The sequence below is a fragment of the Gorillibacterium sp. sgz306347 genome (assembly GCF_059735245.1).
Genome location: NZ_JCAPET010000034.1, coordinates 26,771 through 48,434, shown reverse-complemented (window position 1 = coordinate 48,434; position 21,664 = coordinate 26,771). Strand labels below are relative to the sequence as shown.

Genomic DNA, 21,664 nt, shown 5'->3' with positions numbered 1-21,664 from the left:
CCACCCTGAAATAACGCAACTTTATTTTCATTTTCTGTGGTGCCCACGCCAGGGCATGGGTGGCTAACGGGTGTAAGAGAGGTCTCTATCGACAAAACGATTCTACTACAGTAGAATGTTGATATGTGATTCTACAGCAGTAGAATATATAGGAACGAGGTGTTTTTTCATTTGGTTATGAAGCTATTCGATAGCGAGCTTACTGTTATGGAAATCTTGTGGAAAGAAGGCGCTACCCCCGCAAAGCGAATTGCAGAAATTGCAAAAGAAAAAGTAGGCTGGAGTAAAACAACAACGTATACCGTCATCAAAAGATGCCTTGATAAAGGGGCGATCGAGCGGCATGAGCCTAATTTCGTTTGCCATGCCGTTGTTACACGAGAGCAGGCACAAGAACACGAAACAACGGAACTGATAAATAAACTGTATGATGGCGCCCCCGACAGACTGATTGCTTCATTGTTGGGACAGAAACGACTGTCGACAGAAGAAATTAGCCGCTTGAAACGTCTTATCGACAGCATGGAATGAGGTGAGGGAATGTCGTTGCTTCAAATAAGCATCTCGGCTTCCGTCTTTATTCTTGCAGTTGTTTTCTTACGGTCTTTGCTTATTCACAAGCTGCCCAAAATGACCTTTATGGTTCTTTGGGGTGTTGCATTCGTTCAATTGCTTGTCCCTGTTTCCGTTCCATCGCCATTTAGTATATTTACGGCAGCGGAACATTTAAGCAGAGTGTTTACGACGCCAAAATTGATTCCCGCGCCGGAAAGCTCCACCTTTATTAATGACACTACGGTAATCATGCCACCCATTACAGACCATTTGACCGCGCCGATTATGCCATTGAAGACGGCTTCACAACTCTCGCCTTTTGCATGGGTGTGGATCGCTGGTTTTACGTTATGTGCTTTATTTTTTGTCATTCCGCATTTAAGGTATCGCAAAATCTACAAAATGGCTGTGCCCATGAGAAACGATTTTATAAGAAAATGGAAGCATTCAAATTTGTTATGGCGAAATGTTCAAATCAGGCAGCTGGATCATATTTCAACTCCGCTTACCTACGGTATTTGTCGGCCTGTCGTACTCTTGCCGAAAAATCTAGATTTTGACGATGAGAAACTGCTTGCGCTCATTCTGACCCACGAATTTACGCACATCAAGCGATTCGACACACTAAAAAAATGGATTCTTGCCACTTGCGTATGCGTCCATTGGTTCAACCCTATTGTGTGGGTCATGTATATCCTTGCCAACCGCGATATCGAGCTATTCTGTGATGAAACCGTCCTACGAAAATTTGGGGAAAACACGAAAGCTACTTATGCCAGGGCACTTGTCCGTTTGGAAGAAAAGAAAGTCGGTTTGTCGCCGATGATGAATAGCTTTTCCAAAAACTCAACCGAAGAAAGGATTCTATCGATCATGAAAACCAAGAAAATCACGATCGCCACGATGCTGCTCGCTATTGGGCTTGTAGCCGGTGTCGTAATTATCTTTGCGACTTCTGCATCGGACAAAACGGATGCTTTTACGGGTGTCGACGAACCTATAGCCTATAGTGAGCCCTCGCTATATCAAGGTGTCATCACAACCGAAATAGTGCCCGCATTATCTCAAGGTGCCGCCATTACCGATTTAATGCCGCACGATTTATCATTCAACAGGAAATATGATGTACCGAAGTTGATAGACAGCCTTATGGCTTCAAAGTATCGTGCCGTTTATATGGACAATGAAATCTATCTTCGTGTCATGCTGGATAACACAGTACAGATAAGCAAAGATAATGGCGCGGTTTGGAAAAAATATGATACCGATAAAGTCGATGCAAAAGAATTTGCAAAATGGCTGCTGATAAATGATCCGATTCCGGGCTATTCAATGAAAGAAGTTCAGAGTCGCCTGGCGAACGGGGCAGAAGTAAAACATTTCGTGTATGAAAATGAGAAGGAGATGTATTTCATAATCGACAGGAACGGCGTTCAGATTGAACTTATACAGCCTGAAAAAATATCTTCGGTTCTGATCGACGGTCAAAGAATGATGATTACTTCCGCTGTATCCGCCCAGATGCTGAAATCCTTTTATGACTTGTTAGTGTCGAACAATATCCTTTCGGAAACTCATGCAAAACAAGATTATTCGGAGAGAATGAAGTATCTTGAAAAAAATTTACCTAACTTTATCGTGACGAACTAAAGGGGACCTACCGTTTTTATGAAAACCAATCGGCGCCGATCCCAATATCGGCGCCTTTTGTATATCCGATAAGTTCAAAATACTTCAATATGCCTTGTTCCATATTGTTACAAGTTTCGTATATCCTTAGGGTGTCGCCTATCCCGATCGGAAAATGGGAGTAAACAACCAGCCATTTATTTATACGGCTGTTGTATGGAATGAGTTCGGGCTGCGTGCTGTTTTGAGAGATCTGGTCCATTCCGAGGATAACGGCATCGTCTGGAGACTAATGGTTGAAATGAGTGAAAACAGCCTTTCGCAGAAAGGAGATTCACCAAAGCAGGTCTTTACTGGTGGAATAGATGTGAAGGTATTGGCGGAAATAGCAAAGAGGGGCGGCGAGCCCCTCTTATTCCCAGTAAGGAATACCGTTGAAGAGGAACGATTCATTTTTTAGATAGGCATTCATTTCTCTATTGGCTAATTTACCAATATGGTCGGGTAACCATTCCAAAGGTGCTTGGATTGAAATTTCCTTTTGCCATGTTATAATAAAGGCAGAAATAGCCTAACATGTAAAGAGAGCCTTGCACGACACGATTCCCCGTTTGCAATAGCCGCTTTTAAGGCCGGCGGCTTCGGAATAGCAGTCATGAGATAGACCGTTTCCTTTGGACAAGGCGGTCTATTTGTTTTTGAAGTCGTCAATTACGGCTGCAATGAACTTGCCGAACCTGAACTATTTACAGAGAGGTTTTTGAGATGACAACTAATTTCTGGCGTGATTTGCCCCGGCCCTTTTTTATACTGGCGCCCATGGAAGATGTGACGGATGTTGTGTTTCGCCATGTCGTAAGCGAAGCGGCCAGACCGGATGTGTTTTTTACGGAGTTTGCGAATACCGAAAGCTACTGCCACCCGGAGGGGAACCACAGTGTGCGCGGGCGTTTGACTTTTACAGAGGATGAACAGCCCATCGTCGCCCATATCTGGGGAGACAAGCCGGAGCACTTTCGTCAAATGAGCATCGGCATGGCGAAGGAAGGGTTTAAAGGCATCGACATCAATATGGGTTGTCCTGTAGCGAATGTAGCGGAGAATGGAAAAGGAAGCGGCCTGATCTGCCGCCCGGAAACCGCAGCGGCTATCATCCAGGCTGCGAAAGCCGGGGGACTGCCCGTCAGCGTAAAAACAAGGCTCGGTTTTACCGCCATAGACGAATGGCGCGGCTGGTTAACCCATATTTTGCAACAAGACATTGTGAACCTGTCCATTCATCTGCGCACCAGAGAAGAAATGAGTAAAGTACCCGCTCATTGGGAACTCATTCCGGAAATCAAGAAGCTTCGCGACGAGGTGGCACCCGATACCCTTCTGACCATTAACGGGGATATCCCGGACCGCCAGACCGGCCTCAGGCTCGCCGAGCAATACGGGATAGATGGAATTATGATTGGACGCGGCATTTTTCAGAATCCGTTTGCCTTTGAGAAGGAGCCGAAGGATCACGGCAGCGGGGAGTTGCTTGATTTGCTGCGGCTGCATCTGGATCTCCATGATCAATATTCAGCCCAGGAGCTGCGCTCGTTCGGCCCTCTTGCCCGATTCTTCAAAATATATGTCCGCGGCTTCCGGGGGGCCAGTGAATTAAGAACCAGCTTGATGAACACAAAGTCCACAAGCGAAGTGCGCGCCCTGCTCGATGAATTTGGCAATAAGGAATATGACGGGGCGGAAGAACGCGGAATCTAGAAAAGAACGTGTGGAGGGGAATTCATGTCCTGGAGCAAATTGAAGCAGCAGCTGGAGGGCTTTCTCAGTCCCGCGTTAAAGGGAAGGGTCGAATACCGCGCACCGGGTTACCGTTACTTACCGGATAAATCAGGGCTTTGTTATCTTTTGGTAGATAAAAAGAATGTGCTCCAAATGAGTGAGAAAACGAGCCCTATCAAATGGTATCAAACGGAGCTGGAAATCAAGAATGATCCGGACATTCAACTTCCTGTCACCCGCGACGACATTGAGGCGGTTAGAAAAGATACCAAGGGGCCCGTGCCGGAGGATCGTTTACTCGTAATGGCCCGAAGCAGAAAACGCTCGGAACATGCCAAAGAGCTTTTGTCCGCCCAGGCTTCCTTAAGCAAATCCAATTTTATCGTTGTGGCTAATAAATTCTTAACGACCTCTGTAGAGGAGAGCCTGGAAAGCAAGGAGATCCTATTGAATATCCTTGCTCTGGTGGACCGGAGGGTTGGAAAAAAACGGATTATAACCATGTCCGAGAAGATGGCGACAAAGCATCCGGCGGTGCAGTATTTTTATGAATTGCGGCAATGACATTCCTTTAAACCTGTACTCCCTGTAAAAAAGGAGGGCTTGATAGTTTGATTACGATCTATGATTGGTTTGGCTATGAACTGGGAACAAAGGAAACGTTCTTAATTCAACATACGCAACGGCGAAAGGAGTGCTGGAACAATGGACTTGGAAACGGTCATGCAGGAGCTGGAGGCGCTCGGCAAGGAACGGCTCAAGAAAATGTACCTTTCCAACGGCGCGCATGAACCGCTTTTCGGCGTGGCGACCGGCGAGATGAAGCCCCTTTTCAAAAAAACAAAAATCAATCAGCCTCTGGCCGAGCAGCTTTACGCAACCGGAAACTACGACGCCATGTACTTTGCCGGCATTATTGCAGACCCCAATGCGATGTCGGAGGCGGATTACGACCGTTGGATGGACGCCGCTTATTTTTATATGCTTTCCGATTATGTGGTTGCCGTCACTTTAGCGGAAGCCGCCATCGCGCAAGTGGTCGCCGACAAATGGATCGCAAGCGGCGAAGAGTTGAGAATGTCGGCTGGCTGGAGCTGTTACTGCTGGTTGTTGGGGAACCGTCCGGACGGCGAATTTGCCAAGGACAAAATGGCCGGTATGCTTGACCTGGCGGAGCGAACGATTCATGACGCTCCCGAACGAGCAAAATACGCGATGAACAATTTTATTTACACGGTGGCGGTATCGTATTTGCCGCTCCATGAAGAAGCGGTTAAGACCGCCAGGGCCGTCGGCCCGGTCGAAGTCAATCGGGACAAAACCAAAAGCAAGTCCATCCACGCTCTCGCCAACATCCAAAAGGCAGTAGATAAAGGGCAAATCGGCTTCAAACGCAAACATGTAAGGTGCTAAGCGCCATCCGCGAGCCGCTGCACTGTACTCATGGTAAACTACAAGAGCCGCTAATAAGGGAGGTATCCCCATGACAAAAGAATTGGCACCGGAGCAACGCGAAGAACTGCTCGGGACCTTGAAGGTCCGGTTTGAAAAGAACATGGACCGTCATCCGGGACTTGAATGGCCCGCTGTTCAGGCCAGGCTCGAAGCCTCGGCCGAAAAACTGTGGTCGCTGCATGAAATGGAGAAAACCGGTGGAGAACCGGATGTGGTTGGCTTCGATAAGGAGACGGGCGAATACCTTTTTTATGATTGTTCTGCGGAAAGCCCCAAAGGCCGCCGTAGCATTTGCTACGACCGGGAAGCGCTCGAGTCCCGAAAAGAACACAAACCGCAAACCAGCGCGGTTGACATGGCCGCCGCCATGGGCATTGAGCTTTTGACGGAGGAGCAATACCGGGAGCTGCAGAAGCTCGGAAGCTTTGACAAGAAAACCTCCAGCTGGGTGAAAACGCCCGATGCGATCCGAAAGCTGGGCGGGGCCATCTTCTGCGACCGCCGCTACGACACGGTTTTCATGTACCACAATGGAGCCGAATCGTACTATGGCGCCAGAGGATTCCGCGGCTCGCTACGGGTCTGACGCTCCCCCACCATCTCTTGAATAGCCATAAAAAACGCACCCCTTCGTTTTCATCGGACCGTCCCGGGTGGCCGATGATTTTACGAAGGGGTGCTTTTTCATTAGCCCCTCCCCCATGCCAGTTTGGGGAGGGCACCGTTTATTGGCCGAACGCTGTTATGGGATGAACGCTTCCTCTGTCCCCGTCTGCATCATTTGCATAAGCCGCGCGAGCATGGTCGCGGCTTCCTGGCGCATGGACAGATCGCCTGGCGCGAAGAGCACGGTCTGTCCGCCTCCTGCTTTGCCGCTGAGAATGCCGGCTTGCTGCATCCTCTTTGCGGCTTGGGAGGCGTAAGCCGGAATCTCAGCCGCATCGGCAAACTCCGCGTGGCCGGATGTGACCGGCAGCTCCAGCTTCATAACCGATGCGAAATGGTGGATCATCACGGCCATCTCCGCGCGTGAGATGTTCTTTTTCGGCGCGAATTTCCCCGCCCCGATGCCGGTCACAATTCCCTCCTTGTTCGCCCATGCTACGGCCGGCGCATAGTAGGCGTTCGCTTTCACGTCGGTGAAGGCGGAAACGCTGCTGTATTCGGCAAGGTCGACGCCAGCGATATGGGCGAGAATGACGGTGAAGTCCGCCCGCGTGATCCGGTTCGTCGGGGCGAATTGCCCTTCCGCAACGCCGGCAACAATGCCGCGAGCAGTCAGGTAGGCAATGGCATCATAAGCGTAATTGTTCGGGACATCGGTAAAGCGGAACGGCACGTATCCGATCGCATACGTGGAGAAGTGCTGCGTCCGGAAGTCGACGGTCCCTTGCTCCGCATTGTACCGGCCGTTGCGCACCAGAGTTCGGCGGCCGGAATTGTCCATATAATAGACCACAATGGCTTCCTGCACCTCGCCTGCCGCCGGTGTGTACGCTACGCTCACGTCAGCGAATCCGCCGCCAAATGCAGCGACCGGCCGCCCGTCGTTCGTTACGGTCAATTCCACGACGGGATGACCCGCGCCGGCAGCTTGTCCCTCTTCCCTGCTCTTCATCGAAACAATAACCTCGCCCGCTGCCTTTTCCGCAATAGCCGTCAGCGCCTTGCGGTCAAATCTTACCGAATGGCTGCCGGTGTCGAAAGCAACCGCATCAATAGGCTCCTGGAGCAGCTCGTTTACATCGGCTGCCTGGAGATGGAAGGCTGCTTGCCCGATCAGACCGTCTTCCGCCCCTTCGGCAGCAAAACGAACGCGTGTCCTCTTTTCGGCGGACTGCTCCTTTAATGCATTCAGCGCTTGCTTAATGAGTTGATTCGTTATGGTTATGGTCTGTCTGCCGTCGGTATCAAGCTTGGCCGTCGCTTTTACCGTTGCCTGGATGACGCCGCCGATGTCTTCAACGCTTGGTTCTGCAGAAGGAACCGGCGCATCTGGCACTGCCGGAGGGTAAATGCCTCCTCCGCTCACGGGCTCCCGATACACCTCCACCGTTGCGGTTGCGGACAGGCCGCCAAAGGTTGCGGTAATTTCCTCGGTACCAATTTGACCGCCCGCTACCAAGTCGTTGCTGTCGTTCAGGCTAATCAGCTTTTCTTTGAAGCTCCACTCAACCAGCGCATTGTTCAGCGCATAGCGGTTCCCGAGCGCATCGGTTGCCGTAACGGTCGGAACCTTCATGCTGTAGGTTGCCATGCGTCCGTCAACAAACAACTCCAGCTTGATCGGCTTGATGCTGTCCTGGGCCACGGTTGTGACGGCAATGGTATGCGACTTGCCGCCGGATGTTGCCGTAATATGCGCTGCTCCGGACCCGACCGCACGGATTAACCCGTTCTGATCGACGGAGACGATATCCGGCGCATCGGATTTCCAATCAATGCCGATGAGCGGGAATGAGCTGATCTTCGCCAAGTAATTGCTCGGATAGACATTGAAGTTTCCATAAAGGTCCAGCTGGGAACTCGCGCCTTCCACCAGGCTCAGTTGGTCTTGCTGCAGGCCCGGATTGCGCAAGTAGACTTCGCCGACCAGCGGAGCATACGTATACTGCATTCCCTCATTCGTCACCTTCATAATGCCGGAGCCAAGAATATCTCCATTCTCATGGCTGACGTAGGCTTTGTTCGCGGCATTGCCCGATATGGTGTACGTGACGCCGTCCTTCTTCCATTGCTGCAGCGTATGCAAATGGCCAAATACAACGTCGATATTTACATCCGGACGCAGCTTCTTGTAGTCGCCCAAAATGCTTTCGAACTTGGCCGCCTCATCAGCCGCCATCTCGTGAAGCGTGCCAAAGTCGTCCTTGGTCATCACGTGGTTGTAAACGAGCACGTTTTTCTTCTTGTTCTCGCTCAGCAGCCGCTGCAAATAATCAAACTGCGTAGAATCGGATGCTTTGATCGATTGGCCGTAAGCCGAGTTCAACCCGATGATCAGCGTATTGCCATAGTCGAAATGGAAGGTCGGCATGCCGAACAGGGCATAGAAATTGCTCAAATCGCCTTGGAACGTTTCATGGTTGCCCGGGATAACGAAAAACGGTTTTGTCACAAACTGCTTGACGAGACGGTGGCTCACCTGATAATCCGCGTCGTTTCCGGTGTCCACGATATCGCCGACATGCAGCACCAGCTCCGTGTCCTCTTCCGCTACCTTTTTGTAGATCGCCTCCGTAAAGGCATTGCCTTGCGTATCGGGAACGATAGAAATATTAAATTGATTCGGGTCCTTCGGCTGCTGAACCGCAACCAGATTGAACTCTTGCGTTGTCTCCAGCAGGTTGCCCGCTTCATCCTTGGCTTGAAGCAAAATTTTGTGACTGCCATCCGGGATTGTCGCCTCCGGCATCGCATAGCCCCAACCCGTAGCGGCGTCATACTCTACCGTTAGCGGGGTGCCGTCCAATTGCACCATTACCGTCTCGGGATCGACTCCGCTCTTTTCATCCGTCAGGCGGAATGTTATGCGCGGCACCGGCGTACGCACCGTTACGCGCGAATCCGGCACGAAGTCGCTGACAACAGGCTTATCGGCGTCCGGTGACAAATCGACACGCAGGACTCGGTCGATGCCGGGCAGCGATTCATTGCCGGCGTTGTCGGACACCTGGATCTGCAAACGATACTCGCCTTCGGACAGATTGGAAAACGATACTTTCAACTGCCCGGTTGTCTCATCAAAGGTATAGGCATAAGGCTCGCCGTTTACCAGAACACGGATCGTATTCTTGTTGATGCCCGAAAGGTCGTCTTTCACTTTTGTCATGAAATCGAACGTTGGTTTGTAAACCGTATTCTTCGCCGGCGTTGTGCCGCTGAACGAAGGTCCGGTGAAATCCTGCACTTTGTCGGTGTAGATAAACTTCAAATCGTCGATGTAAATCGTTCCGCTGTAGTCCGGAATGCTTTTGTTCGTTTCAACGGAATAAAGATAGTTAAACGTTATCGGCAGTTCCCATTCTTGAGGAATGTCTACCTGGAGATACTTCCAGCCTACCCAATCCACCTTGGAAGCAATGTCAATTGTTTTGTTCGCTCCGTTCACCTTGAAAATGGAGCGCAGCCAAGGTGCCTTTCCATCCCCATACACCCACAAGCCGAACTTCTTCGGGCGGACTTCAGTACGGTACGATTCGAGCATTTGATCAGCCAGTTCGTTGCTCCACTTTCCTGTCGCGGAGCCCGTTGCGTAATACCAGTGCGGAATGATATTGATGGTGCCGTTATAGACCCGTTTCCAATTGGCGGTATCATAGTCGATCTTCAGGCTTTGATCGCCGGATTTCTTGACAGCCGTCGAGAAAGAAGGGTTATCGCTGTCAGGCGAACCGTAAAGATTTTGCTGATTGTACATATAGCCGCCGACATGATAGCCGGTAATGTCATACGTTTCGAAATCGTCGATCACCTGCTCTTCCAGACCAACGATTACGTGAGCGGTCGCTGTCTGACCGCCGATTGTCGCCGTCAATTGGCCTGCTCCGGATTGCGCCGTGATGGTCAGCTCGCCTGACGGACTCACTGTACCGAGCGAGGGGTCGAGCTTCCACTCTACAAGCGAGGGGTCGAGTACAATGGATTTTCCGCCGGCATCCAGCGATTTCAATGCAAAGGAAACCACATCGCCCGGCTGCAAAATGAGGTCGCCGGTTTGGACGAACGACAGGGATTGGATCGTGTCTACGACTTCAACCGCCGCCTCCCCCGTTACGCCGTCAACCGTTACCGTTACCTTGCCTGTGCCGCTTTCACCGCTCGCGGTGAAAAGGCCCTGTTGATCAATTTCGCCGATCGTCGACGCGAATGTTCCTTGCTTCGTGTCCGGCAAGAACGGGTTGCCATTTACATCCGTGACACGATAACCAAATTTGTAAGTGGACCCGGTATAAATTTTGATCGGGTAGTCCACGATGACGCTGCCGACTTCAGAGGTCGGAAGAGCCTGGCTTAGGAACAAAAGGGCATTCGTTACCTGGCGCGAACCGCCGTCGCTCGGATGATTGACGGTAGTGGGCGCACTGGAGCCACTTCTGCGCACCATCATCTCCGTCGAGCCGCCGCCGTCGAGATTGATCGCGGCAATGGCGCCTTGGCTTTGCATATAGGAAGCCAAATCCGGCAGCGTCATGCCGTCACTGTCATTGAACAGAGTACTCGCTTTGTCCACTGTGACGGCAAGGAGGCGTCCTTCTGCGGTGATGCCGATAGCGGTTCGCGCGTTCGGCGTGGCAACGAGCGAGGAAGAGTACCCCATATTCAGCAGCTCCGCCTGCGTCAGCGCTTTGCCATTCTTGATCAGCCAGCTGTAAGAGCTGACAGCGGTGGTGATGCCGTTGTTCAATTGCTCATTTTCGCCTTGATACAGGTTGAATGCAAACGTTACGGATTGCTCTGCCGGCAGATTTGCGCGCAGCCAGTCGGCCTTCGAGCCAAACGCAGCAATGACTACGCTGTCTGACGGAATGGACACATTATTGACGTTATCGGCGATTGAAGTAACCGTTCCTGTTACGGCAACGCCCGGCTGAAGCTCCGCCGGATCGGCATTCGTCCGGATAACGGCGTAAGCCGCAGTTGAAGCATAGGCTGCGCTGCTGCTAAAGGTTATTTTCCCGTTAGGCGAATGAACCGGCGTATAGAGCGCGATCTTGTCGTTTACATTCTCATTGCGATTCAGGCTGTCGATGGCGGCGGTTTGTCCGTCGGCCGTCAGCTCGCCCTTCATTGTGAGCGTATCGATATGGGGCATGTTGTTTTCATCGATAAAAAAAGCCGGTGATACATTGGCGGAGGCATCGCTCGCATGGTTGATCAGCAGCTTGCCGTCCTGCACCTGAAGGCCCATATTGATGCCGTTCTGGGTGCCGAACATATCTCCGTTGATTGCGGCGACGACGCGGTTGCCGCGGATCGTCTCGCGCTGCACCTGGGCAGGCACCGTCTCCATAGCGACAACACGGTCCCTCGCTTTGCTGCTGATCACTTTTGTGTTCGGCTCCGCCAAGTTGATCTCCAACTGGTTGACCCGTTGGCGCTGGTCGGTCCGATTGAAAAAGGCGATGTCCTTTTCCTGGTAATGAATGCCCCCGGACACCTGCTCCTCCGCCAGTACCTTCGTACTCTCTTCGGGCTGCGGCTCAAGGGTAAAGTTAACGGCCGTCATCGTCTCGCCCAGCATACCCCCGACAAAGTTCGGAACGGGACCGCCCGGTTGTTCCGGGGGGAGCGTTCCAAGCACTGCTTTACGCAAATCACGCCCTTGTTCATCGGTAGAGGGATTCGGCACATAGATGAGATAGCCGTTTTCCGGCACCGTCAGGCCCGATTTTGGATAATTCCCGCCATCCGCAAGAGCTGTGCCTGCCGGGTTTTCCATTGTAAATTCTTTTCCGAAGTAATCTATGTACTTGACCAGCGTTCCACTAGCATCGACGAATAGGGAAACCCCATAATTTCCGTTGATGACAACACTTGGACCGGACTTCCAGGTGTACAAGCTGGCTTTACCGGTTACGGCAGCGTCGAATCCGGCTATTTCCAGACACATGCCGTTATTATTCACAACATAAGATGAATTTTCGGACGGACAAACGGGATTGGCATAGGTGGCAGAGGTGACTGAAGTGACAGCGGGTGCTTCGGGATGCTCCTGATCCTGAGCCGCACTTTCGCTGCTGACAGCAGCCGAGACGGTCGTCGCTCCCAAGTTACCGAATAGCAGAAGTGCCGCAAGTATGACTGCGAGCCACTTCCGGCCTTGCACGTGCATCATGTAAGTATTCCTCCCTGGAAGTAATGGTTTGTTCCAATCTTTTCCTATCACTGTTACCGAATCTATTTTACTGGCGGTGTGTTAACTAAACGTCTTCGGTATATGAAGATACCAATAAGATAAATTTGAATAAATTGGTCTTTTTAGATTAGGGCGTCTAATATTGAAAATAAATATTAATTGTAAGGGTCTTCTACTACCCGCTTACAACCCACAAAAGAAAGCCTCGGGATTGGTCCCCAAGGCTTGGTGAGCGGATAAAGCAATTAAATGTTATCCAAAAGGGAGCATTGGACGGGTTCGTTTTCTTCGGTTGCCACGAACCGTTTGCAACCTGATATCGACTATGGGAAGAGAGGCCTCATCAGGTTTACCAGTTGAGAAGGAGAGCGGCTGCGGATGCGCGAAACGATGATCCGGAGAGGGCGAGGTAAATACGTGCGAATCGATACTTATTTCCAATGACTTTCGGTGTCTATCGCGATATAGTGCCATATGCGCAACTATTCTCTCACAAGAGGGCGATATTCGGAGAAAACGGCAGAAAGAAGTGCTTCTATGCACTTATTTATTCAAATATGGCGATTTTTCGGATGATTAGTTGCTTTAATGTACTTCCTGTCCCCTCCCCTGCGAGCGGGTAGTCTCTGGAGGGTGGAAATTCCGCTCTCACTGCCCTTTCGCCAATAGACGACCACAACCATGTCTCATTTTTTAAAGCTCCGGTATCACGGACACCGGTACACTTCTCTTTTTCTCTCTAGGACTTTAAACTATCTACTATACGTTATTTTACCAGGTGTGGAAAATCCGCTATGAAAGGAGCAGCGAAATTGTTCATCGTTAACGTGGAAGGCGCCATTAACCGAGAGGATAAATGGCTTCTCATTACGCGAAGTGCCAAGGAAGAGCATGCAGGGGGCACCCTGTCTCTTGTGGGCGGTAAAGTCGATGTGGAGGGTACCACACTTGATATCCTGGAGCGGACGATAAAACGGGAGCTTGCTGAGGAAGTCGGCATTGAGATCAAGGATGAGGTTACGTTTGTGTACAGTTCCTCTTTTGTGACGGACAGCGGATGGAATGTGATAAACGTGGTCTTTCTATGTGAAGATGACCAAGGCACAGCGCATATCAAAAGCCCCGATGAGGTCGAAGCCGTTCACTGGATGACCCGCGATGAAATTTTGAATCATCCCCAAGCTCCTCCTTGGACCAAGGAGAGTATAAGAAGAGCAGAACAGGCGAAGCTTCATGGATGCGGCAACGAAAAGCTGGCTGAAGGCTTGTGAAAAAGTAGAATTTCCGGATTCCCTGCGGCTTTGAGAGCCCGGTTACCCTTTTTGAGCGGTGTAATAAGAACATTCATTCCTACCCCCGAGGTGACCAAGTGGAGCTTACCGGCGAGCAAGAGATCATTCAACTGATCCAGGAAGACCGATGGATGATGGAGATTCTGGAGGCGGCAAAAACATTGGAGCTGCCCGATTGGTGGGTGTGCGCCGGGTTTGTTCGTTCAAAAATCTGGGACGCGCTCCATGGATTTGAGGAACGAACGCCGCTGCCGGACATCGATGTGATTTACTTTGATAAACGCGATATCCGCGAGGCGACGGAAAAAAAGCACGAAGCCCGGTTAAAAACCATCCGCCCCGATCTCCCCTGGTCCGTCAAAAATGAAGCAAGGATGCATGTGGTAAACGCCAGCCCTCCGTTTACGTCATCCGTCGATGCGATATCCAAATTTCCGGAAACCGCCACCGCCTTGGGCGTTAAACTCGACGCGTACAACAACATCGTTTTCACCGCACCCTGCGGAGTTCGGGATGTCCTGCAGCTGCAATTGAAACCTTCCCCCTATTTTTTGACCTCCCCTGAGCGGGCCGAAGTATACGAGAGGCGTATCCGGAAAAAGAACTGGCAGGGAATTTGGCCGAAGCTAACCGTCATTCATATGCATTGAGTTTGTGTTCGCCTTTTTGCTGCAGCTGTTTGTAGCGGGGCCGCTGTCGCTGCAGCTGGCTTTCCGAGTGGTCAATCCCGGCCAGGACAGGCCTTATGCGGTGACCACCGCTATCATTTGCGCAACCGTCAGTTTGATGTGTCCGATGATGAGCTTTGTGCCCACGATCCTGTACGACGGCTTTACCTCGGAATTTCTGGCCCACTGGATGCAGAAGATAGTGTTTAACTTTCCCTTCGCCTTTTTCGCCCAGCTGTTTTTGATTCAGCCTTTCGTAAGGTTTCTGTTCGGGGTTCTTTTTCGGAAGAAGGCTGTGGCTGTGGACGGTGTTGCGGCCCACTAAACCGGCGAAGAGCAATTAGCCGGGGATAAGAGCCGGGGAGCCGAGAACTGGATTCAGGCGGCGCTTATGTAGTAGAGTAGGGAAACGATAAACGAAACGAGGGGAATCCGATGGAGCTGGAGCAAATGACAAATGAGGTCTTTCAGGCCGCTCAGACGGGCGATGCCACGCGGTTGAAGAACCTTCTGAACGCCTGTCTGCAGCTGGCCAATGTGGAAAACGGGGACGGGCTGACTCCTTTGGGATACGCGGCGCATTTTGGGCAAAAGGCAGCGGTCCAGGTTCTGCTGGATCACGGCGCCTCCGTTAATGCGGTTTCCCATTCCAGGATCGCTTACATTCCTTCCAATACCGCCCTGCATGCCGCCATTGCGGGAGAGCGCGATATGGAAGTGATCCGGGTGCTGTTGGCTTACCGGGCGCAGCCCGCTATTTTTGACAGCAACGGGCATACCGCTCTCCACAGCGCTGCCTTCCATGACGATAACCCGGAGCTGATCCGTTTGCTGATCGAGCATGGCGCCGATGTCAACGCGAGACGGGAAGGCCGGGAAACGGCCCTGGCGCTGGCCGTCCAGCAGGGTAACCATATGGCGGCGGACTTTCTTCGGCAGAACGGCGCGCGGCTTTGAGCGGCGGAATGATTTAGCCTCCCGGTCTACGCAGCGGCGGAGATTCCATTTACACGAAAAACGTCGGGCGCATAGCCAACTTACCGGGACTCATTGGAGCCCGGACGGGCACGGCCGTGACATCTTATAGGAGGCAAAAGGATGAACCCGATTACGGAGCAGGACATCCCGCATGAAATCGTGAAAAGGCTGGGGCGGATTGATCGCATCCTTTTCCTCCGGCAGGGGCATACGTCCGATGTCGGAATCATTGCGTCCGCCAAAGGCAGCGCCGTTTTAAAAAGAACCCGGGGCAAGCGCTATTCGGATTGGCTGGAACGGGAAGCCTTCGTTTTGGATGCTCTGTCCCCGGCGCCGCTCCCCGTCCCGAGAGTCTATCACTTTGTGCGCCATGAGGACGAGGTTGAAGGAATTCAAGCCTGGCTGCTAATGGAACGCCTGCCCGGGGAATCGCTGCGCACCGCAATGGCCCGGGAAGCCGACCGGGCAGCGAGACGGACGCTTCTGTCCCGCTTCGGCGCAACTCTGCGCAAGCTGCACGAAACGCCGTGTCCCGATGAACTGAAGAGCGGCGAAAAATGGCTCGACCGGATGCTCGAATAAGCCGGCTTTCATTTGCGCCATGGCAAAGTTGACGGAAGCCCGGCTTTGCTGGAGAAGCTGAAATACGAGCGTCCGCGTAGTGTGGAGCCTGTGCTGATTCATGGCGATTTTACCATCGACAATGTTTTGGTGCATGAGGGCCGGGTAACGGGCATAATCGATTGGAGCGGCGGGGCATACGGTGATCCCCGCTTCGATGCGGCACTCGCCGTAAGACCAAAGCCCGGCCTTTTTCAAACGCCCGAAGACCGGTGCGCTTTCTTCGACGGCTATGGCGAAAAGATCATCACCGAGGCCGAATTCGAGTATTTCGCAAACGGTCTGTATGAATTCTTTTGAGCGGTTTGCGATCCGCCCGGCTTCCTCCCGTTAACGGGCTGCCGTTGCGGTTATTGGTTCCAAAAAGCGGGAGCCGAAAACTGTAACGGTTGCCACAGAGCTTATTTGGCCAAAAAACCGGGGTTGGAATTTCTAACGGTTGTGAGCGAGCTTATTGGGGGGAAAATGAACCGAAATCACCGCAAAAGAGCGAAATAGCCTCTGTGGCAACCGTTAGATTTGGAAAAGAGTGTTTTTGGCCGAAATAAGCCCGCTCACAACCGTTAGCGTTTTTTCGGCTTCCGTCTGCCTTATCGCCGGGTCCGGAAATGCTCCGTTTGGTCTCTCTGGCATGAGCTCCGCTCCCCCCTTCCCTGCCGAACCGACTGCCGCTCCCTAAACTGCGCACCGAATCAAACCGTTCCGTCTGCCGCTAACCGTCTAACGGGCCAGCCTCCGCCTATCGCCAAAGGGCTAATCGCCAAACCGGCCGGCCCCTGCCAATCGCCAAAGGTCAGCCCCGCCTATCCCCAAACCGGCCGGCCCCTGCCAACCGTCGGATGTGACGGGTACAAGGCCGGCGCGGCTGTGCGCTCAAACCGTTTGTTTGACGGCGAAGATCCGCAAGCGGCGGGTGTCGAGCATCCATTGCCCATCCCGGAAAAGGAGCGGCTTCACCCGGGTTTCGATGTCGCGGTAGATCGATACCTTGTCGTCCGGCGTGACGTCCGGGAAAAAGTACCCGGCGAAGCTGTCCAGCCAGCGCCGGATCCCGGCCTCTCCTTTAAGCGGAGACGGGCTGTCGAAGTGCCGGGCGAACATGACGCGGAAGCCGGTCTTCTCCAGCAGGGCCGCGTACTCGCCAATGGTCGGCAAATACCACGGGCTCCGCCCCGCGCCCGTATACCCGTGCGCTTCCAGCGCCTGCTCAATTGCTGTGGTCAGCGCGGCCACATTGCCGCTCCCGGCGAATTCGGCCGCAAAGCGGCCGCCTTCCCGGAGTGCCAGCCAGATGGAGCGGGCGGCTGCGGGTGCGTCCGGCATCCAGTGCAAAGCCGCATGCGAGAACACGGCGTCAAAAGGGACATCCGTTCGGTAGTGACACAGGTCTGCCGCCTGAAAATCCAGACCGGGGTGCCTCTCCCGGGCCCGGCTCACCATGTCTTCCGAAAGGTCGATGCCGTACGGGACCGCTCCGGCGGCGGCAAGTTCGGCCGTTAGCTCCCCCGTTCCGCAGCCCGCATCCAGAATCCGCTCCCCGGGCCGGGGCTGCAGCAGGGACAAGACACCTCTCCCCAGCCTGACAACCGCATCCGGCTTCCTCCCCTGTGCCCCTCCATGCCCGTCTGACGGCTGCATCGGGCCTTGCGCTTCGGTATGCCCGTCTGACGGCTGCATCGGGCCTTGCGCTTCGGTATGCCCGTCTGATGGCTGCACCAAGCCTTGCGCTTCGGCATGCCCGTCTGACGGCTGCATCGGGCCTTGCGCTTCCGTGCGCCGGTCCGTTGGCGCTGGCCGCATCAGGCCGCCCGCCTCCATGCGCCTGTCCGAAGGCTGCGGCGCCGGGCCCTCCCCCTGCCGGCCCGGTGGCTGTAGCCGGTCTTGCGCTTCCGCGAGCCTTTCCGGCCGCGCTACCCGGTCATGCTCCTCTGAATGCCCCTGTGGGGCAAATGGTTCATTTGCCATTTCCATCGACGCTTTCCCCTTTATCGTTCAACTGTTTTTAGCTTATCCTTTTTGGGTCCGCTTCTGCCCCGCTCTCATCCCGCCCGCCAATCCTCTTCCGTCAAATCCGCTACGACCGCCATCGCCGCCTTGCTGCCGGAAGCGGCGGCATAGATCAGCTGCGAAGGCATCACATAGGCCGAGTCTCCGGCCGCATATACGCCTGCCGCGGTGGTCCGGCCCATCGCATCGGTTTCGATCCCTCCGTTACCCGTCATTTGATAGCCCAGAACATGCTCGAACCGCGCATTGGGTACCGGAACCGGGTCCACAAATCCGCCGCTTCGCTCAAGAAACGTCCCGTCCGCAAAATGCACCCGCTCCAATTCGCCGTCCCGCCCGGAAAAAGCGGCAACAGGCGTGTCCACGATCCGGATGCCTTTGGAGGCCAGCTGCTGCCGCTGCTCAGCCGTCAAGCTTTTTCCCCCATGGGTGCAAACAGCCAAATCCCGGCTCCAGTTCAGCAGCAATTTGATTTTGTGAAACACGCCCGGGTTGTCCGAAACGACGGCCAGCGGTCGGTCGCGCAGCTCCCAACCGTCGCAAAAGGGACAGTTGAACAGGCTTTTTCCATAAAATTCGCGAATCCCTTCGATTTCCGGCAAGGCCTCCTTGAATCCGGCGGCCAGGATCACCTTCCGGGCCCGCACTTCCACGGCTGTCGAGGTGCGAAGGACAAACATCCCTTCGGCTTTGTCCAGAGCCGTCACCTCCGCCGGCCAATGCCGGACGGAAGGATATCGCAGCACTTCCTCGTAGGCGGCGCGCCGAAAATCGGCCGGCTGAACCCCGTCACGCGTCAGAAAGCCGTGCGACGCATGCGTCACGGCATTCCGCGGCCGGCTGTCGTCAAACAGCGCCACCTTTCGTCTCGCCCGGCCAAGCACCAGCGCCGCATTTAAACCCGCGGGCCCTCCTCCGACAATCGCGCAATCATAGAGCATACCTTCATCTCCTCCACCTTATTTAAAAGATATTAAAGATATTTTATATCTGTAATTAGACGCCGCTTGGCAATTAGAGACTTCATGTGTCCATGATAACCGTGATACGATAAGCTGTCAAGAAAGCCGTCCGCAAAGCGTTAGGCCAGTTTTGGTGCAGACATGTCTTTCTGGACCGGAGAGGCTTTTTTCTGAATGCGGAGGAAGTTTTTTTTTTGGACGCGGGGGAGCTTTTTTGTAACCTTTTCTCGTTTGGAGCAACTGCTCTATTAGACGGCGTTTATAGAGGGGGTGGAATGCCTGCATCGGTTTCAACAGCTTTACGAGGATTCCCGGGCGGATGTGTTCCGCTTCTTGCTCCGGCTTTCGGGCTATCGGCATTCCATGGCGGAGGAACTGACGAATGAGACCTTTTACCAGGCTATCGCGTCATTCGATAAATTCAAAGGCCGCTGCGAGGTCTTTCTTTGGAAAACCGATTCTTCCTCCTGGGCCAACAAAACCGAGGACAAGGTCAAGCTGATCGGCTGGAGCAGCCAAACGGACGGAAGCAACGGCAAAGGCGTGACGGCGATCCCCGTGCTGAACGAGGACCGCCGGGTGGTATACATTGAAATGGGGCCTGCGGACGGCCGCCTGTCGCAGCCTGCGCCGGAAGGGAAAGCCGTCGTCTTCGCCTTGGATAAAGGGCTTCCGTGGAACGACCTGAACGGGGTAGCCTATTCCGGCGACGGCACACCGCTTTATAGGCTCGGCTACGAAGCGGAAAACAACTTCATCCGAACCGATGAATTGCGGTGGCTTCCGGCCGAATAAGCGGGCCCTTTCGCCTCCCGCGCCTGCGTAGGATTAAGGCGCCTTCGCGCCCGTTACGATTTGGGAACGCCGACGAGATAGGTGCCTTTGTTGCCTGCGACAAGATATTGTTTTCCGTCCCAAGCGATTCCGTTCAGGTATTCCGACGTACCGGAATTTACTTTCGTCCAGGCTTTGCCGTCCGTGGAACGCAGAATCAGCCCGCCCGCACCCACCGCCATAAACTCGTTATTGCCGTAAATAACGGCGCTCAGCGTATCGCCTTTTTTGGAATTGAGGTTCTCATGGCGCAAGAAGTGCTTTTCGTAATCCGACCAGACCGGAAAAGCGGCCCTCGCCCATTTTCCGTTCTTCAAATAATACAGGGCCGTTCCGTCCTTCTCCGTATACTGGTACTTGACGGTATTGCCGCCGCCCTGAACCTTGATTGGCTCAAACTTCGGATCCGTTTTTTTGGCGGGACTGACGTCCTTCCAGCTGCCCTTCGCCGGATCGAATTGGTAGACCCTCCCCTGCTGGGTTCGAGCGACGGCCGCCTTCCCGTCCCATCGGATGTCCACCGGGCTGTCCAGTTCGCTGAACCATTTTAGCCCTCCCTTGTAATTGGGAACCTCAAAAATGTATTCGGACGCGAGAATCTTCCAATACCAGTCTTCCCGCTCGGCTATCCAGGCGAAGTCTTTTCCGTTGTAGGCGACGCTTACGAAATTGTATTCCCGGTCAGTGAAATGGAGGGTTTTAAAATAGTTCTCCCAAGTGGCTCCGTCCGTGGAAGTCAGCAGCTTGTCGTTTGAGCCGTAGAGATAATAAGTGCCCGACCGGTACCCGATTCCGTACAAATCCGAACCAATCGGCGAGAGAGCGCCCTGAACGGTGCGCTTTTCAAAGCCCTTTAGATCCGGCGACGTGTATATGCCGCCGAAGGAAGCGACGGAAACAAACTGCCGGCCGTCCCAAATCGTCCGAAAAAAGTTGATTCGCTCCGGATTGATGTCCTTAATCGCAAATTCGGGCATGCCTTCATAGACCTGCGGCTTGAAGTCATTGAACGGGTTGTGGGTCTCCCACTGAGTCCCGTTCTTGGACGAAAGCAAATAACCGCCGTTCGCGTTGACGATATACCGGTCATGGACATAATCCACCGCGAACGCTTCCGTGGAAGCATTCCACGCCAGGAGGTCCTTGGGCTTGGCCGCCTTTGCCTTCTCATAGGTGGCCGCCGCCTGCACGGCCGGCCTGGGGCGGGCCAAATCGACCCGGTTCAGAACGATCGCGTATCCGCTTTTCCCGTAGGCGGCGTCTGTAAAGGAGGACTTGTCCGACGTCCACTGGATCAGGTTCTTGCTCGTCAAAACGGCGTTTTCCGTGAATATGGAATAGCTTCCGTTCAGATGCTTTATTTTGCCGATGTTCTGGAGATGCGGCGCCGCCATCGCGCTTTTCCATTTTACGCCGTCCTTCGAGGTCGACACGAGCGCGTGGCTCGAGCCGCTGGTATAAACGTTTCCGGAAGCGGCATCCCGTATCACGTCAAAGGCTTGGAAATCCGTCAGCATGACAAACTGTTTTCCATCCCAGAGGACACTGGTGTGCAAAAAGCGCTTGGTTTTGGCGAAGTCCTTTTTTATTTCTTCCTTCAAGCCGGATATGGTTTTGGGAGAGAAGGAAAGGGCCTGCTTTTTCCATTTGAGCCCGTCCGTCGAGGTCAAAAGCAGGTTCCCGTCGCCTGCGGCCACGAATACGCCGCCGCCGTACGCAACGGTGCGGATGCGCTCGGTTGTGCCCGACGCCACGACCCTCCAGTTGGCGGCGTCCTCCGACCGGACAATGGCTCCGTCTCCTCCCACGGCGACATAGAGCCCGTTTCCATAAGCAAGGTCCAGCAGATCGCTGGCAAAAAAGCTGACGTTTTTTTTGAAAACCGGAGCTTGCTGCTGCGCCGCCGCGTACCCGGCGGTTGAAGGAAAAGCAAGCGCCAGACAAAGCAGAAGCGCCATAAAACCAAATTTTCTCATCGCTGTTATCTCCCCGATCCGTTTGCGTTCACTCTTTCGTAAAGACGAGTTT

General features: G+C 53.5%; 16 protein-coding genes and 1 pseudogene. 13 read left to right on the top strand and 4 right to left on the bottom strand.

Features of this window, described 5'->3' with window-relative positions; translation table 11 throughout:
* Positions 1–177: 177 nt before the first annotated feature.
* From AC6I6H_RS16915 to AC6I6H_RS16885, 7 genes are all read left to right on the top strand, one after another.
* Positions 178–531 carry a BlaI/MecI/CopY family transcriptional regulator gene (locus tag AC6I6H_RS16915; protein WP_497955159.1) on the top strand — a complete coding sequence of 118 codons (354 nt, stop codon included), beginning with the start codon at positions 178–180 and terminating at the stop codon, positions 529–531.
* A 9-nt stretch (positions 532–540) separates the two neighbouring features.
* Positions 541–2,205, top strand: a complete 1,665-nt coding sequence (locus AC6I6H_RS16910; protein WP_497955154.1) for a M56 family metallopeptidase — start codon at positions 541–543, stop codon at positions 2,203–2,205.
* A gap of 154 nt (positions 2,206–2,359) precedes the next feature.
* Positions 2,360–2,644: a hypothetical protein gene (locus AC6I6H_RS16905; protein ID WP_497955153.1), complete on the top strand. Its 285-nt coding sequence runs from the start codon at positions 2,360–2,362 to the stop codon at positions 2,642–2,644.
* Between the two features lie 305 nt (positions 2,645–2,949).
* Positions 2,950–3,939 carry a tRNA dihydrouridine synthase gene (locus AC6I6H_RS16900; protein WP_497955152.1) on the top strand — a complete coding sequence of 330 codons (990 nt, stop codon included), beginning with the start codon at positions 2,950–2,952 and terminating at the stop codon, positions 3,937–3,939.
* Positions 3,940–3,963: 24 nt separating this feature from the next.
* The gene (locus tag AC6I6H_RS16895; protein ID WP_497955151.1) at positions 3,964–4,524 is read left to right on the top strand and encodes an SF0329 family protein; all 561 of its coding nucleotides are present in this window, start codon (positions 3,964–3,966) and stop codon (positions 4,522–4,524) included.
* 141 nt (positions 4,525–4,665) lie between these two features.
* Complete coding sequence (locus AC6I6H_RS16890) at positions 4,666–5,373, top strand: DNA alkylation repair protein (RefSeq protein ID WP_497955150.1); 708 nt, start codon at positions 4,666–4,668, stop codon at positions 5,371–5,373.
* 70 nt (positions 5,374–5,443) lie between these two features.
* Positions 5,444–6,001 carry a DUF4256 domain-containing protein gene (locus AC6I6H_RS16885; protein WP_497955149.1) on the top strand — a complete coding sequence of 186 codons (558 nt, stop codon included), beginning with the start codon at positions 5,444–5,446 and terminating at the stop codon, positions 5,999–6,001.
* A 156-nt stretch (positions 6,002–6,157) separates the two neighbouring features.
* Here the strand turns inward: AC6I6H_RS16885 and AC6I6H_RS16880 are convergent, their stop codons facing one another.
* Positions 6,158–12,253: a phosphodiester glycosidase family protein gene (locus AC6I6H_RS16880; protein WP_497955148.1), complete on the bottom strand. Its 6,096-nt coding sequence runs from the start codon at positions 12,251–12,253 to the stop codon at positions 6,158–6,160.
* An 833-nt stretch (positions 12,254–13,086) separates the two neighbouring features.
* Here AC6I6H_RS16880 and AC6I6H_RS16875 point away from each other — a divergent pair.
* From AC6I6H_RS16875 to AC6I6H_RS16855, 5 genes and pseudogenes are all read left to right on the top strand, one after another.
* Entirely contained in the window at positions 13,087–13,545 is a 459-nt protein-coding gene (locus tag AC6I6H_RS16875) for an NUDIX hydrolase (protein WP_497955147.1), read from the top strand.
* 98 nt (positions 13,546–13,643) lie between these two features.
* Entirely contained in the window at positions 13,644–14,216 is a 573-nt protein-coding gene (locus AC6I6H_RS16870; RefSeq protein WP_497955146.1) for a nucleotidyltransferase family protein, read from the top strand.
* Positions 14,217–14,232: 16 nt separating this feature from the next.
* Positions 14,233–14,559 (top strand): DUF2798 domain-containing protein, encoded by a 327-nt coding sequence (locus tag AC6I6H_RS16865; protein WP_497955145.1) that lies wholly within the window; start codon positions 14,233–14,235, stop codon positions 14,557–14,559.
* A gap of 110 nt (positions 14,560–14,669) precedes the next feature.
* The gene (locus AC6I6H_RS16860) at positions 14,670–15,191 is read left to right on the top strand and encodes an ankyrin repeat domain-containing protein (RefSeq protein WP_497955144.1); all 522 of its coding nucleotides are present in this window, start codon (positions 14,670–14,672) and stop codon (positions 15,189–15,191) included.
* A gap of 141 nt (positions 15,192–15,332) precedes the next feature.
* A pseudogene (locus tag AC6I6H_RS16855) lies at positions 15,333–16,133 on the top strand (phosphotransferase family protein).
* A 573-nt stretch (positions 16,134–16,706) separates the two neighbouring features.
* Here AC6I6H_RS16855 and AC6I6H_RS16850 read toward each other — a convergent pair.
* Both AC6I6H_RS16850 and AC6I6H_RS16845 read right to left on the bottom strand, forming a co-directional pair.
* The gene (locus AC6I6H_RS16850; protein WP_497955158.1) at positions 16,707–17,471 is read right to left on the bottom strand and encodes a class I SAM-dependent methyltransferase; all 765 of its coding nucleotides are present in this window, start codon (positions 17,469–17,471) and stop codon (positions 16,707–16,709) included.
* A gap of 401 nt (positions 17,472–17,872) precedes the next feature.
* Complete coding sequence (locus tag AC6I6H_RS16845) at positions 17,873–18,781, bottom strand: NAD(P)/FAD-dependent oxidoreductase (protein ID WP_497955143.1); 909 nt, start codon at positions 18,779–18,781, stop codon at positions 17,873–17,875.
* 291 nt (positions 18,782–19,072) lie between these two features.
* Between AC6I6H_RS16845 and AC6I6H_RS16840 the strand changes: the two genes are divergently transcribed.
* Positions 19,073–19,597: a hypothetical protein gene (locus AC6I6H_RS16840; protein WP_497955141.1), complete on the top strand. Its 525-nt coding sequence runs from the start codon at positions 19,073–19,075 to the stop codon at positions 19,595–19,597.
* A gap of 53 nt (positions 19,598–19,650) precedes the next feature.
* Here AC6I6H_RS16840 and AC6I6H_RS16835 read toward each other — a convergent pair whose 3' ends face one another.
* A complete protein-coding gene (locus AC6I6H_RS16835) occupies positions 19,651–21,612 on the bottom strand; it encodes a beta propeller repeat protein (RefSeq protein ID WP_497955140.1) in 1,962 nt (653 codons plus the stop codon).
* Positions 21,613–21,664: the final 52 nt, after the last annotated feature.

Coding starts and splice junctions, on each gene's coding strand:
- AC6I6H_RS16845 (WP_497955143.1), bottom strand. CDS start 18,781: ATGCTCTATGATTGCGCGATTGTCGGAGGAGGGCCCGCGGGTTTAAAT.
- AC6I6H_RS16910 (WP_497955154.1), top strand. CDS start 541: ATGTCGTTGCTTCAAATAAGCATCTCGGCTTCCGTCTTTATTCTTGCA.
- AC6I6H_RS16850 (WP_497955158.1), bottom strand. CDS start 17,471: ATGCAGCCGTCAGACGGGCATGGAGGGGCACAGGGGAGGAAGCCGGAT.
- AC6I6H_RS16915 (WP_497955159.1), top strand. CDS start 178: ATGAAGCTATTCGATAGCGAGCTTACTGTTATGGAAATCTTGTGGAAA.
- AC6I6H_RS16885 (WP_497955149.1), top strand. CDS start 5,444: ATGACAAAAGAATTGGCACCGGAGCAACGCGAAGAACTGCTCGGGACC.
- AC6I6H_RS16905 (WP_497955153.1), top strand. CDS start 2,360: ATGGGAGTAAACAACCAGCCATTTATTTATACGGCTGTTGTATGGAAT.
- AC6I6H_RS16895 (WP_497955151.1), top strand. CDS start 3,964: ATGTCCTGGAGCAAATTGAAGCAGCAGCTGGAGGGCTTTCTCAGTCCC.
- AC6I6H_RS16835 (WP_497955140.1), bottom strand. CDS start 21,612: ATGAGAAAATTTGGTTTTATGGCGCTTCTGCTTTGTCTGGCGCTTGCT.
- AC6I6H_RS16900 (WP_497955152.1), top strand. CDS start 2,950: ATGACAACTAATTTCTGGCGTGATTTGCCCCGGCCCTTTTTTATACTG.
- AC6I6H_RS16860 (WP_497955144.1), top strand. CDS start 14,670: ATGGAGCTGGAGCAAATGACAAATGAGGTCTTTCAGGCCGCTCAGACG.
- AC6I6H_RS16880 (WP_497955148.1), bottom strand. CDS start 12,253: ATGATGCACGTGCAAGGCCGGAAGTGGCTCGCAGTCATACTTGCGGCA.
- AC6I6H_RS16890 (WP_497955150.1), top strand. CDS start 4,666: ATGGACTTGGAAACGGTCATGCAGGAGCTGGAGGCGCTCGGCAAGGAA.